The sequence below is a fragment of the Hydrogenophaga sp. genome (assembly GCF_035481345.1).
Taxonomy (GTDB): domain Bacteria; phylum Pseudomonadota; class Gammaproteobacteria; order Burkholderiales; family Burkholderiaceae_C; genus Hydrogenophaga.
The window spans coordinates 17,652-30,884 of record NZ_DATIGV010000048.1 but is presented as its reverse complement, the minus strand read 5'-3'; the positions used below and the strand labels follow the sequence as shown (position 1 = coordinate 30,884).

General features: G+C 69.0%; 12 protein-coding genes and 2 tRNA genes. 11 read left to right on the top strand and 3 right to left on the bottom strand.

Annotated features, from left to right (window positions below; translation table 11 throughout):
- On the bottom strand, positions 1–410 hold a 410-nt coding region (locus tag VLG41_RS05440), incomplete at its 3' end, for a type IV pilus assembly protein FimV (RefSeq protein WP_414652446.1).
- 74 nt (positions 411–484) lie between these two features.
- Between VLG41_RS05440 and VLG41_RS05435 the strand changes: the two genes are divergently transcribed.
- The 8 genes from VLG41_RS05435 (at position 485) to VLG41_RS05400 (ending at position 7,030) form a co-directional block, all read left to right on the top strand.
- Entirely contained in the window at positions 485–2,005 is a 1,521-nt protein-coding gene (locus tag VLG41_RS05435) for a 3-hydroxyacyl-CoA dehydrogenase (RefSeq protein WP_325348372.1), read from the top strand.
- 5 nt (positions 2,006–2,010) lie between these two features.
- Positions 2,011–2,790, top strand: a complete 780-nt coding sequence (locus tag VLG41_RS05430; RefSeq protein WP_325348371.1) for an oxepin-CoA hydrolase, alternative type — start codon at positions 2,011–2,013, stop codon at positions 2,788–2,790.
- Positions 2,791–2,879: 89 nt separating this feature from the next.
- Entirely contained in the window at positions 2,880–3,599 is a 720-nt protein-coding gene (locus VLG41_RS05425; RefSeq protein ID WP_325348370.1) for a Crp/Fnr family transcriptional regulator, read from the top strand.
- Between the two features lie 29 nt (positions 3,600–3,628).
- The gene (locus tag VLG41_RS05420; RefSeq protein WP_325348369.1) at positions 3,629–4,714 is read left to right on the top strand and encodes a phosphotransferase; all 1,086 of its coding nucleotides are present in this window, start codon (positions 3,629–3,631) and stop codon (positions 4,712–4,714) included.
- 34 nt (positions 4,715–4,748) lie between these two features.
- Complete coding sequence (locus VLG41_RS05415; RefSeq protein WP_325348368.1) at positions 4,749–6,008, top strand: acyl-CoA dehydrogenase family protein; 1,260 nt, start codon at positions 4,749–4,751, stop codon at positions 6,006–6,008.
- Between the two features lie 18 nt (positions 6,009–6,026).
- Positions 6,027–6,731 carry a glutathione binding-like protein gene (locus VLG41_RS05410; RefSeq protein ID WP_325348367.1) on the top strand — a complete coding sequence of 235 codons (705 nt, stop codon included), beginning with the start codon at positions 6,027–6,029 and terminating at the stop codon, positions 6,729–6,731.
- A gap of 83 nt (positions 6,732–6,814) precedes the next feature.
- Positions 6,815–6,891, top strand: a tRNA-Pro gene (locus VLG41_RS05405).
- Positions 6,892–6,953: 62 nt separating this feature from the next.
- Positions 6,954–7,030 (top strand) — tRNA-Arg (locus VLG41_RS05400).
- 18 nt (positions 7,031–7,048) lie between these two features.
- On the opposite strand, the gene VLG41_RS05395 is transcribed toward VLG41_RS05400, so the two are convergent.
- Complete coding sequence (locus VLG41_RS05395) at positions 7,049–7,645, bottom strand: ATP-dependent Clp protease proteolytic subunit (RefSeq protein WP_325348366.1); 597 nt, start codon at positions 7,643–7,645, stop codon at positions 7,049–7,051.
- A gap of 55 nt (positions 7,646–7,700) precedes the next feature.
- On the opposite strand from VLG41_RS05395, the gene VLG41_RS05390 reads away from it, so the two are divergent.
- The 3 genes from VLG41_RS05390 (at position 7,701) to VLG41_RS05380 (ending at position 10,744) form a co-directional block, all read left to right on the top strand.
- Positions 7,701–8,486 (top strand): RNA polymerase sigma factor, encoded by a 786-nt coding sequence (locus tag VLG41_RS05390; RefSeq protein ID WP_325348365.1) that lies wholly within the window; start codon positions 7,701–7,703, stop codon positions 8,484–8,486.
- 211 nt (positions 8,487–8,697) lie between these two features.
- The gene (locus VLG41_RS05385) at positions 8,698–9,153 is read left to right on the top strand and encodes a fasciclin domain-containing protein (protein WP_325348364.1); all 456 of its coding nucleotides are present in this window, start codon (positions 8,698–8,700) and stop codon (positions 9,151–9,153) included.
- A 64-nt stretch (positions 9,154–9,217) separates the two neighbouring features.
- Positions 9,218–10,744 (top strand): cryptochrome/photolyase family protein, encoded by a 1,527-nt coding sequence (locus VLG41_RS05380; protein ID WP_325348363.1) that lies wholly within the window; start codon positions 9,218–9,220, stop codon positions 10,742–10,744.
- Positions 10,745–10,792: 48 nt separating this feature from the next.
- Here the strand turns inward: VLG41_RS05380 and VLG41_RS05375 are convergent, their stop codons facing one another.
- The gene (locus VLG41_RS05375) at positions 10,793–13,183 is read right to left on the bottom strand and encodes a catalase (protein ID WP_325348362.1); all 2,391 of its coding nucleotides are present in this window, start codon (positions 13,181–13,183) and stop codon (positions 10,793–10,795) included.
- Between the last annotated feature and the right edge of the window lie 50 nt (positions 13,184–13,233).

The window sequence follows — 13,233 nt, the reverse complement described above, 5'->3', positions numbered from 1 at the left end:
GGCACGGCGGCCTGGGGTGCCGGCGCGGCTACCACCGCTGGCTCGCTCACCAAATCGGCCAGAAGGACGTAGCGGCGCGTGAACGGCAGGCCACACCCGGCGCGCAGCGACAGCGTGACGATGGGTTCGTTGACCGGCAGGCTGGACACGACGCGGGCGACGCCCGTGAGTTCGCCTGGCGCGGCGCGCGGAATGACCTGGATGAAATTCGGGGTGACCTGGATGTCGCCGTAGAAGACGTCGGCCTGGAGGCACTGGGTGGCGATGTCTTCGCCGGGCGAGAGCATGACCTGCACCTGAAGGTCCAGCGGCTGGCCGATCAGCGCGGCACCGCTGTGCCGCCCGAGCGTGACCGCCGGGGCGCCCACGGCGGTTGATAGCAAAATGCAGGCTGTCCAGATCTGGCGCACGTCGGGTTTCCCTCCAGAAGGTTGAAACATTTTGTCATAGGCAATCTGGCTATCAACCGAAATACAACACACATATGCAATCCTTTTTTAAACGTGCGGCGGTGGTGGGCACCGGCGCCATGGGGCGTGGCATCGCCCAGATGGCGGCCCAGGCCGGCACCGAGGTCTGGCTGTTCGACGCCCAGGCCGGCGCCGCCGCCGGCGCCCGTGAGGCCCTGACCAAGACCTGGGACACCCTGCAGGCCAAAGGCAAGCTCGACGCCGCCGCGCGCGACGCCAACGTGCAGCGCCTGAGAGTGGCCGAGTCCTTGCAGGACCTGGCCGGCTGCGACCTCGTGGTCGAGGCCATCGTGGAGCGCCTGGAGGTGAAGCAGTCGGTCTTCAAGCAGCTCGAGGACGTGGTCGCCGCCGACGCGGTGCTGGTCAGCAACACCTCCTCGCTGTCGGTCACCGCCATCGCCGCCGCGTTGAAGCACCCGGCGCGCTTCGCGGGTTACCACTTTTTCAATCCGGTACCGTTGATGAAGGTGGTGGAGGTCATCGCCGGCCTCAAGACCGACCCGGCCGTGTGCGAGCGCCTGGCCGGCTTCACGCGCGCCTATGGCCACACCCCGGTCAGCGCGCAGGACACACCCGGCTTCATCGTCAACCACGCGGGCCGGGGCTACGGCACCGAGGCCCTGCGCGTGGCGGGCGAGCGCGTGGCCGATTTCGCCACGCTGGACCGCATCCTGAAGGACCAGATGGGTTTTCGCCTCGGCCCCTTCGAGCTGATGGACCTGACCGCCCTGGACGTCTCGCACCCGGTGATGGAGTCCATCTACCACCAGTACTACGAGGAGCCGCGCTACCGCCCCAGCGTGATCACCGCGCAGCGCCTGGCCGGGGGCGTGGTGGGCAAGAAGGTGGGCGATGGCTTCTACAAGTACGTGGACGGCGCCGCGCAGGTGCCACCCGAGCCGCCCGTGCCCACCGCGGGCGCGCTGCCGCCGGTGTGGGTCTCGCCCAAGGCCGCGCGCCGCCAGGAGCTGTACCAGTTGCTCAAGAACCTGGACGCACGCATCGAGACCGGCGCCGCGCCCAGCGAGCAGGCGCTGATCCTGGTGGCGCCGCTGGGCATGGACGTGACCACCCTGGCCGCCGTGGAGCGCCTGGACGCCACGCGCACCCTGGGCATCGACATGATGCTGGAGGACGGCGCCACCAAACGCCGCGTGCTGGCCACCAACCCCGCCACCCGGCCCGACATGCGCGACGCCGCGCACGCCCTCTTCGCCCGCGACAGCAAGGCCGTGAGCGTGGTGCGCGACAGCGGCGGTTTCGTCACGCAGCGCGTGGTGGCCACCATCGTCAACATCGCCGCCGACATGTGCCAGCAGGGCATCTGCTCGCCGGCCGACCTCGACGTCGCCGTGACCCTGGGCCTGGGCTACCCCATGGGCCCGCTGGCCATGGGCGACCGCATCGGCCCCACCAACGTGCTGGAGATCCTGTTCAACCTGCAGACGGTGTATGGCGACCCGCGCTACCGCCCCTCGCCCTGGCTGCGCCGGCGCGGCGCGCTGGGGCTGAGCCTCACGCACGAGGAGGCATGACCCCCATGACCGCCAGCCTCAAAAGCCACAGCGTGGGCGCCACCATGGTGCTCACCATCAGCAACCCCGAGCACCGCAACGCGCTCGGGCCCGAGCTCTACGCCGCTGGCGTGGAAGCGCTCAACGTGGCCGAGAGCAGCGCCGACGTGCGCAGCGTGGTCATCGTCGGCGAAGGCCGCCACTTCTGCGCGGGCGGCAACCTGCAGCGCCTGCAGGCCAACCGCCAGCAGCCGCCCGAGGTGCAGGCGCAGAGCGTGGGCGGCCTGCACAACTGGATCGAGACCATCCACGCCTTCCCCAAACCGGTGATCGCGGCCGTCGAAGGCGCCTGCGCGGGGGCGGGCTTCTCGCTCGCGCTGGCCTGCGACTTCATCGTCGCCGCGCGCGACGCGGTCTTCGTCATGGCCTACAGCAACGTCGGCATCTCGCCCGATGGTGGCGGCAGCTGGGCGCTGGCGCGGGCCCTGCCGCGCGCCACGGTCATGCAGTTGCTGATGGCCGGCGAGCGCATCACGCCCGAGCGGCTGCAGCAACTCGGTGTGGTCAACACCCTCACCGACAACGGCGCCGCGATGGGCGAGGCCCTGGCCCTGGCCGAGAACCTCAACGCGCGCGCGCCGAACGCGCTGGCCAGCATCAAGGAACTCGTCAACGACGCGGCCACGGGCCCGCTGCACGCGCACCTGGCGGCCGAGCTCGGCCACTTCGTGCGCAACGTGCACCACGCCAACGGCGGCGAAGGCATCTCGGCTTTCCTGGAGAAGCGCACTCCGCAGTACCGCTGACCCGCCCGGTCGCATCGGACGATGGGCCTTCGAGGGCCGGTCTCCGGCGCGACAGGCCAGCCCCCCTCCAGTCACTCAAACGACAGACCATGGACGAGCCGATTCTGACAATGGAAGAACGCGAGGCGATCAACAGCGGTCGCTGGTTCAACACCCTCTCACCTTCCCTGCGTCACGACATCCTTCGATGCGCCTACGTCAAGCGATTCAAGGACGGCGACCTGATCGTCGCGCGCGGCGAGCCACCCAACGAGTGGAGCGCGGTGGCCAAGGGCGCGGTGCGCGTGAGCTCCACCTCGCTGTCGGGCAAGCAGATCACGCTGACCTACGTGGAGCCGGGCGTGTGGTTCGGCGACGTGGCGATGTTCGACGGCGACCAGCGCACGCACGACGCCTACGCGCACGGCCCCACCACGCTGCTGTGCGTGTCCCGCACCGATTTCCAGAAGATCCTGGCCTCGCACGTGGAGCTGTACGAGGCGCTGATGCGCCTGCAGGCGCGGCGCATCCGAACCCTGTTCGGCCTGGTGGAAGACCTCAACACCCTGCCCCTGCGCGCGCGCCTGGCCAAGCAGTTGCTGCACCTGGTGCGCAGCTATGGCGTGCCCTGCCTGAACGACGGCAACGAGACGCGCATCGGCCTGCAGCTGGCGCAGGAAGAACTCGCTCAGTTGCTGGGCGCCTCGCGCCAGCGCGTGAACCAGGAACTCAAGTCGATGGAGCGCGAGGACGCGATCCGCATCGAGCAGGGTGGCCTGGTGATCCGCAACCGCGCGGCACTGATGCGCATCGCCGAAGCCGAAACCTGAACCCCATCGACACCCAGCACCGCAGCCGAATGAACGACGCACAGAACTTCACCGGCACGCGGCCGGTGTCCGACCAACACGCCTTCGACATTGCCGCGCTGGAGCGCTGGCTCACGCCCCGGCTGGACGGCTTCGCCGGCCCGCTGACCGTGGAGATGTTCAAGGGCGGCCAGTCCAACCCCACCTACAAGCTCATCACGCCCACGCGCCAGTACGTGATGCGCGCCAAGCCCGGGCCGGTGGCCAAGCTGCTGCCCTCCGCGCACGCCATCGAGCGCGAGTTCCGCGTGATGAGCGCGCTGGCCGGCACCGGCGTGCCGGTGGCGCAGATGCACGTGCTGTGCGAGGACGAATCGGTCATCGGCCGCGCCTTCTACGTGATGGAGTGCGTGCAGGGCCGCGTGCTGTGGGAGCAGTCGCTGCCGGGCCTCACCCAGCCGCAGCGCGCCGCCATCTACGACGAGATGAACCGCGTGCTGGCCGCGCTGCATTCGGTCAAGCCCGACGCCATCGGCCTGGCCGACTACGGCAAGCCCGGCAACTACTTCGAGCGCCAGATCGGCCGCTGGAGCAAGCAGTACCAGGCCTCCATCACCCAGCCCATCCCCGAGATGGACCGCCTCATCGAGTGGCTGCCGAAGAACATTCCCGCCATGGCGCGCGACGAGTCGCTGGTGTCGGTGGTGCACGGCGACTACCGGCTCGACAACCTGATGTTCCATCCCAGCGAGCCGCGCATCCTCGCGGTGCTCGACTGGGAGCTGTCCACCCTGGGCCACCCGCTGGCCGACTTCAGCTACCACTGCATGTCCTGGCACATCCCCCCGGGCACTTTCCGCGGCATCAACGGGCTGGACCTGCCCTCGCTCGGCATCCCCAGCGAACAGGACTACATCGCGCGCTACTGCGAGCGCACCGGCTTTGCCACGCCCGCGCAACTGCAAGCCGACTGGTCCTTCTACCTCGCCTACAACATGTTCCGCCTCGCCGCCATCCTGCAAGGCATCGCCAAGCGCGTGGAAGCGGGCACCGCCTCCAGCGCGCAGGCCGTCAAGTCGGGCGCGGGCGCGCGCCCGCTCGCGGAAATGGCCTGGCGTTTCGCCAACGGCCACTGAGCCGCCCTGCCCCCCACACCCCCCAGGAGATCACATGGAATTCGACTACAGCGACAAGGTCAAGGGCCTGCGCGAACGCCTGCTCGCCTTCATGGACGAGCACATCTACCCCAACGAGACGCGCTTCTTCGAGGAGATCGAGGCCAACCGCGCCAAGGGCAATGCCTGGGTGCCCACCAAACTCATCGAGGAGCTCAAACCCAAGGCGCGCAAGGCCGGGCTGTGGAACCTCTTCCTGCCGCGCAGCCCGCGCGCGCCCGAGGGCCTGTCCAACCTGGAATACGCGCCGATGTGCGAGATCATGGGCCGCGTGCCCTGGGCGCCCGAGGTCTTCAACTGCTCGGCGCCCGACACGGGCAACATGGAAACGCTGGAGCGCTACGCCTCCGAATCGCTGAAGGACCAGTGGCTGGAGCCGCTGCTCAAGGGCGAGATCCGCTCGGCCTTCCTGATGACCGAGCCCGAGGTGGCCTCCAGCGACGCCACCAACATCCAGTGCCGCATCGAGCGTGATGGCGACGACTATGTCATCAACGGCCGCAAGTGGTGGTCCTCCGGCGCGGGCGACCCGCGCTGCGCGGTCTACATCGTGATGGGCAAGACCGATCCCGCCGCGCCGCGCCATTCGCAGCAAAGCATGATCGTCGTGCCCTCGAACGCACCCGGCATCACCGTGGTGCGCCCGCTGTCCGTGTTCGGCTACGACGACGCCCCGCACGGCCACATGGAGGTGGTGCTGAAGAACGTGCGCGTGCCGGCGGCCAACATCCTGCTCGGCGAAGGCCGCGGCTTCGAGATCGCGCAAGGCCGCCTGGGCCCGGGCCGCATCCACCACTGCATGCGCTCCATCGGCGCGGCCGAGCGCGCGCTGGAGCTGATGTGCCAGCGCCTCAACAGCCGCGTGGCCTTCGGCAAGCCGGTGTCGGCACAGTCCGTGTGGCACGAGCGCATCGCCGACGCGCGCTGCCGCATCGAGATGGCTCGCCTGCTCACGCTCAAGGCCGCCTACATGATGGACACCGTGGGCAACAAGGTCGCCAAGGCCGAGATCGCGATGATCAAGGTGGTGGCGCCCAACATGGCCTGCGACGTGATCGACATGGCCATCCAGGCCCATGGAGGTGGAGGCGTCAGTGGGGACTTTCCTTTGGCCTACAGTTACGCCAGCCAGCGCACCCTGCGCCTGGCCGACGGGCCCGACGAGGTGCACCGCCAGTCCATCGCCAAGCTCGAACTCGCCAAGCACATGGCCGTGCCCCGCGAGGTCGAGATGCCCATCACACGAGGCAGTTGAAAGAAAGGATCCCCGCCGATGATCGACGTCCACTCCTGGGCCACGCCCAACGGTCACAAGGTCCACATCATGCTGGAGGAATGTGGCCAGCAACTGGGCCGGGACTGGCAGGTGCACGCGGTCAACATCGGCGCGGGCGACCAGTTCAAGCCCGACTTCCTGGCCATCAGCCCCAACAACAAGATCCCGGCCATCATCGACCCGAATGGCCCGGGCGGGCAGCCCATCAGCCTGTTCGAGTCGGGCGCGATCCTGGTCTACCTGGCCAGCAAGTTCGGCCGCTTCCTGCCCACGGGCGACCGCGAGCGCTTCAAGGTGCTGGAGTGGCTGATGTTCCAGATGGGTGGCGTGGGCCCCATGCTGGGCCAGGCACACCACTTCCGCCTGTACGCGCCCGAGAAGCTCGAGTACGCCATCAACCGCTACACGAATGAAGCGAAGCGCCTGTACGGCGTGATGGACCGCCAGCTCGCGGGCCAGGAATGGATCGCGGGTGACGAATACACCATCGCCGACATCGCCATCTTTCCCTGGCTGCGCAGTTGGCAGAACCAGGGCATCGACTGGGCCGATTTCCCGAACCTGAAGGTCTGGTTCGACCGCATCGCCGAGCGCCCCGCGGTGCAGCGCGGCGTGGCCGTGCTGGCCGACGCGCGCAAGCCGCTCACCGACGACAAGTCGCGCGACATCCTGTTCGGCAAGACGCAGTACGAGAAGCGCTGAGCGATGGCCTGTCGCGTGCCATTCCCTAGGCCGCACGCCCGGCCGAAGGCGCGCGCGGTCTGCGGGTAGAATCCGCGCCTTGTCGGAGCGTAGCGCAGCCTGGTAGCGCATCTGCTTTGGGAGCAGAGGGTCGCGAGTTCGAATCCCGCCGCTCCGACCATTTCACGAAACGAACAAAGGCCCACCCCCGTGGGCCTTTTTTCCAGCGGCACCCGCACCGCACTGCCCGTAGCTCAACTGGATAGAGCAGCTGCCTTCTAAGCAGCAGGTCGGGGGTTCGAGTCCCTCCGGGCAGGCCAAAATCCCCCCTCAGCGCTTCAGGACCACAACTCCTCTCGCCGCTGAATGACGCGCGACGCCAGGCCGTAGGCAACGGCCTCCTTCGCCGGCATCCACAGGTCGCGCTCGATGTCCTGGCGCACCCGCTCGATGGGCTGGCCGGTTTCGCGCGCGATGACCTCGGCGATGCGCTCGCGGGCCTTGAGGATCTCTTGCGCCTGGATGGCCATGTCACTGGCCGCACCACCCGCGCCGCCGCTGGGCTGGTGGATCAGGAAGCGCGTTTGCGGCAGGCAGACGCGGCGCTCGCGGGCCGCGCCCAGGTAGAGGTGGGTGGCGGCGCTGCCCACCCAGCCCGTGCCGACCATGTGCACCGGCGAAGCTATGAAGCGCACCACGTCGTGGATGGCGTCGCCCGATTCGAGGTGGCCGCCCGGCGAGGAGACGATCATGGTGATCGGCGCGCTCGACTCGGCGTCCAGGGCCAGCAGCTTGCGCACCGTCTCCGAGGCCAGCGCGTCGGTGATGGTGCCGAACACCATCACCGTGCGGGCGCGAAAGGCCTTCTCTTCCAGGAAGGCGTTGTCCTGTGCGTTGGCGGGGCGGGTGGGCGTGTCGGTGTCCGGGAAAAGCATGGGAGTGGCTCCTGTGTGTTAGCTTCATTCGATAAACGAACGAGCGGGTATTTCCGTGACACCTCCAGCCGATTCCCATCCCCTGGTCGACGATGAAGCGCTGCGCCGCCGCCTGATTGGCCTGGCGCGGCACTGGCTGGCGCACGGCGATGAAGCCGAAGACCTGGTGCAGGACACCTGGCTGCGCACGGCGCAGGGCCCCCTGCCGCCCGATGCCAGCGGCCGGGAGGCCTGGCTGGTCACGGTCTTGCGCCACCTGTGCATCGACGCCTGGCGGCGCCGCGAGCGGTATCGCACCCTGATGGAGCCAGCGGGTGATGACGGCGTGCCGGCCGTTGAGAGCGAGGTGCCGCAGGATCTGGCCGAACAGGCGCAGCGGGTCGAGCAGGCGCTGCGGCACGTGGTTCGCACCTTGCCGGCGGCGCAGGCCGTGGCCGTTCTGCTGGTCGAGGTGTTCGATTTCAGTCACGCCGAACTGGCGCGCCTGACCGGGCGCAGCGAGGCGGCCTCGCGCCAGCAACTGCACCGCCTGTTGCAGCGCCTGCGCCAGCCCGCGTCAGCGGAGCCTTCAGCGAACGAGGACTCGGACTGCTTGCTGACCCTGTGCCAATGGGCCCTGGCGCAGCGCGATCCGGCGGGACTGGTTGCCGTGCTGCAGCTGTCGAGCCCGCAGGCGATGGCCCTGTCCGCCCCGGTGAGGCACCGTGAAATCCGCGAAGCCGAGCCGGGACCGATGGCGCGCCTGGTCCAGTTCGGCCGCTTCCTGGCCATGCGGGTCGAGACACCCGATGGACTGGTGGCTTGCCTGCCACTGGGTGAAGCCATCGGCGAGACCGCCTGAGCAGACCGCGCAACCAGGCCATGACCTCACGGGTCGTCGCCAGCCGGAACGCCCCACCCGCCAGCGTCCAGCCATCCGGGTGAACCAACGGGCACACCGGTGCGTACAAGCAGCGGTCCGCGGCTCGAGACCTTCACGGCGATGTGCACACATCACCGGTCCGGCGCCGGCGGACCCCGTGCTGTATCCACCCTCGAACCCGGAGATCATCATGAAGAAAACCCTCATCGCTTCCCTGCTGGCTTTCGGTGCCCTGGCCTCGGCGCACGCCAAGGACATCGTCGACACCGCCGTGTCGGCGGGCTCGTTCAAAACGCTCGTGACCGCTGTTCAGGCGGCCGGTCTGGTCGACACGCTCAAGGGCCCCGGCCCCTTCACGGTGTTCGCGCCGACCGACGATGCCTTCGCCAAGATTCCCAAGGCGCAGCTGGACGCGCTGCTCAAGGACAAGGCCAAGCTGACCTCGGTGCTCACCTACCACGTGGTGCCCGGCAAAGTGATGGCCAAGGACGTCAAGGCCGGCAAGGTGAAAACCGTGCAGGGCAGCGAGCTCACCATCGGCACCAGCGGGGGCGTGACGGTGGACAACGCCAAGGTGGTGTCCACCGATGTGGCCGCCAGCAATGGCGTCATCCACGTGATCGACACGGTCATCATGCCCAAGTGATCGGCGCTGGGCCCACGCCCACACCCGTCACCTGAGCTGCCAGTGATCGACGACAAGGCCGCGCGTGGAGACGCCCTGCAGGCACCTTGTCGTCGTGCTCGGTGACCAACTCGACCGCGAAGCCACCGCCTTCGATGGCTTCGACCCCGAGCAGGACCTCGTGTGGATGTGCGAGGCCGCCGAGGAAAGCACCCACGTCTGGAGCAGCCAGCAGCGCATCGTGATGTTCCTCTCGGCGATGCGCCATTTCGCGGCGGCGCTGGAGGAAGAAGGCGTGCCGCTGCGGTACGAGACCTTGCGCGAAGGCGGCCTCGCCGACGCGCTGCGCGAGGTGATCGCGCAAGCCAGGCCGCAGCGCGTGCGGCTCACCCAGCCCGGCGACTGGCGCGTGATGCAGGCGCTGCGACAGGCCGCGGGGGAGACGCCGCTGGACGTGCTGGAGGACCGCCACTTCCTGTGCAGCACGGCGCGCTTCGCGGCGCACGCACGCGGGCGGCGCCAGTTGCGCCTGGAGCACTTCTACCGCGCGATGCGGCGCGAGCACGGTGTGCTCATGGACGGCGAGCAGCCCTGCGGCGGCGCCTGGAACTTCGACGCCGACAACCGCGAGTCCTTCGGGCCAGATGGCCCGGGATTCCTGCCACCGCCCACGCGCTTCGATCCCGACGCGATGACGCAAGCGGTGATCGCGCTCGTGCAGGCGCGCTTCGCCACCCACCCCGGCCAGGCCGCGCCTTTTGGCTGGCCCGTCACGCGGGCGCAAGCCCTGCAGGCGCTGCGCGTGTTCGTCGACGAGCGCCTGGAACACTTCGGCCGATGGCAGGACGCGATGTGGACCGGTGAGCCCTGGCTGTACCACGCGCACCTCTCGGCCGCGCTCAACCTCAAGCTGCTCAAGCCCCGCGAGGTGATCGCCGCCGCCGAGGCGGCGTGGCGGGCAGGCCGTGTGCCACTGCCCGCCGCCGAGGGCTTCATCCGCCAGATCCTTGGCTGGCGCGAATACGTGCGCGGCATCTACTGGCTGCGCATGCCCGACTACGCCGAGGGCAACGCGCTGGCGGCGGAGCACGACCTGCCCGCGTGGTACTGGACCGGTGACACCCCCATGCGCTGCCTCGCCGACGCCATCGCCCAGACGCTGCGCCATGGCTACGCGCACCACATCCAGCGCCTGATGGTCACCGGCCTGTACGCGCTGATGCACGGGGTGCAGCCGCAGCAGGTGCACGCCTGGTACCTCAGCGTGTACGTGGACGCGGTCGAGTGGGTGGAGCTGCCCAACACGCTGGGCATGAGCCAGTTCGCCGACGGCGGGCTGCTCGCGAGCAAGCCCTACATCGCCACCGGCCGCTACATCGAACGCATGAGCGACCACTGCCGCGGCTGCCGCTTCGATCCCGGTGAGCGCGTGGGCGAGCGCGCCTGCCCCTTCACCACGCTGTACTGGGATTTCCTGCTGCGCCACGAAGCACGCTTCGCCTCGCACCCGCGTCTGGCGCTGCAGGTGAACAACCTGTCGCGCCTGGACGCTGCGCAACGCGACGCCATCCGCGCGCGGGCCCGGCGGGTGCGCGACGGATCGTTCGCGTGAACACCGCCGAGGCCATTCAGTGAAGGCCAGGCACGGGGAACTTCAGGCTCACACCACCGGTGGATCCGTCTCGCGCTGCGGGTGGCGGTGCCGCCCGATGGCCACGATAAACGCGTCGGTGCTCTCGTCTCCATCGGCCACGAGCAACCCCGGATCGGGCTCGCCCGACGGCAGGGTCGCAGACACGCCCGCCATCTCCAACAGGCGGCGCGCCGCGCCCATCACCAGCATGGCCTTGCAGTGGCGGTAGTGGTCCTTGATGGCCTCCATGGTGTGCCCGTCTTGCGCCAGCCGGGCCACCCCCTCCTCGCCGTCCGGCACGGCCAGCGCGTCGAACAGGAAACCCGGGTTGTTCTCCAGCGAGCAACTGGCGTCCAGGGCCACCCCATCGCCCCCGCGCACGGGGCCGATGCGCGGGGCCACGAATTCGGCCTTCGCGCCCTGGGCGGCCAGGGCCGACTGCAGGTCGAGCGCCGCCGAGGCCAGCACCCCGTCGGCCACCAGCAGCGCGATGCGCCGTCCCTTGATCGACCCGTCCCCCGGGCGCGCCATGAGCGAGAGCGGCGGCGACACGGTGACCTCGGGCCGCGCCGGGGTGGACAGGGCCCGCGGCATGGGCGGTGGCAGTTCCTCCATGCCCAGGCCCTCGGCCACCTCGGTGGCCAACACCTCGGACACGTTGCGCAAGGAAGCGACCATGCGCGCCCGAACGGCCGGCACCGTCACCTTGCTGAGTTCGAAGCGGAAGGCCGCCGCGATGTGGGCTTTCTCCGCCGGCGTCTGGCTCTCGTAGAACAGCGTGGCCTGCGTGTAGTGGTCGGCAAATTTCTCCGGCTTGGCGCGCACCTTGCCCTGCTCTTCCTCGGCCTGCAGCCGCGCGGGCACCGAGACGAAGCCCTGCGCGGCACCCGCCTGGAAGGGGCAGCCCCCGCCCAGTGAATTGGGCTCGTACGACACGCGCCCGCGGTGGATGGCCTGCCGGTGCATGCCGTCGCGCTGGTTGTTGTGCACGGGGGCCACCGGCGCGTTGATCGGGATCTCGTGGAAGTTCGGGCCACCCAGGCGGCTGATCTGCGTGTCCACGTAGGAGTGGATGCGCCCGGCCAGCAGCGGGTCGTTGGAGAAGTCGACGCCCGGCACCACGTGCGCGGCGCAGAAGGCCACCTGCTCGGTCTCGGCAAAGAAGTTGTCCGGGTTGCGGTCGAGCACCAGCCGGCCCACGGTGCGCAGCGGCACCAGTTCCTCCGGCACGATCTTGGTCGCATCGAGCACGTCGAAGCTGAACTGCTGCGCCTGTTCCTCGGTGAACACCTGCACCGCCAGTTCGTACTCGGGATAGGCACCGGCCTCGATGCGCTCCCACAGGTCGCGGCGGTGGAAGTCCGGGTCGGCGCCGGAGATCTTCACCGCCTCGTCCCACACCAGCGAATGGGTGCCGGCCTTGGGCGTCCAGTGGAACTTCACGAACACCGACTCGCCCGCCGCGTTCACCAGGCGGAAGGTGTGCACGCCAAAGCCCTGCATGGTGGCGTAGCTGCGCGGAATGGCGCGGTCCGACATCAGCCACATCAGCATGTGCGTGGACTCGGGCATCAGCGAGACGAAGTCCCAGAAGGTGTCGTGCGCGCTGGCGGCCTGGGGCATGGCGTGGTGCGGCTCGGGCTTCACCGCGTGCACGAGGTCGGGAAACTTCATCGCGTCCTGGATGAAGAAGACCGGTATGTTGTTGCCCACCAGGTCCCAGTTGCCCTCATCGGTGTAGAACTTCACCGCGAAGCCGCGCACGTCGCGCGCGGTGTCCTTGGAGCCGCGTTCGCCCGCCACGGTGGAAAAGCGCACGAACACCGGCGTGACCTTGCCCTCGGCCTGGAACGGCGCCGCGCGGGTCAGGTCGGTGAGCGGCTCCAGGCACTCGAAGTAGCCGTGCGCGCCGGAGCCGCGCGCGTGCACGATGCGCTCCGGGATGCGCTCGTGGTCGAAGTGCGTGATCTTCTCGCGCAGGATGAAGTCTTCGAGCAGCACCGGTCCGCGCAGGCCGTATTTCAGCGAGTTCTGGTTGTCGGCGATGGCCACGCCCTGGTTGGTGGTGAGGGGCTGGCCGCTGCCGTCGGCGCGCACGCGCTCGAGCACACCTTGCACCGCGTTGACGCCCTCCTCGGCCTGCGCGCCCGTCTTGTCCGAGGTGTTCACCTCGGAAACCGTGCTGCTGCCCGGCAGCGGGCTCTCGGGCTGTGCCGTGACGCCCTTCGCCGGGGACAGGCCTTGCGCAAAGCCGTGCTCGAGGGACTTGTTGTCGTTCCACGGCATGGCGGCGGCCAGGGCCTGGGCCTGCGCGTCCTTGCGTTGCACGATTTCGTCGGCGGCCGAGATTTCCTCGCGGCGGGCAGGGCCCGTGGCGGTCTGGGTCTTGGTCTTGGCGGATGGGGGGGGCTTTGCCATGGCGGACTCCGGTGGTCGGTGGGGAACAATCCCGCCACTGGGCAAACGGC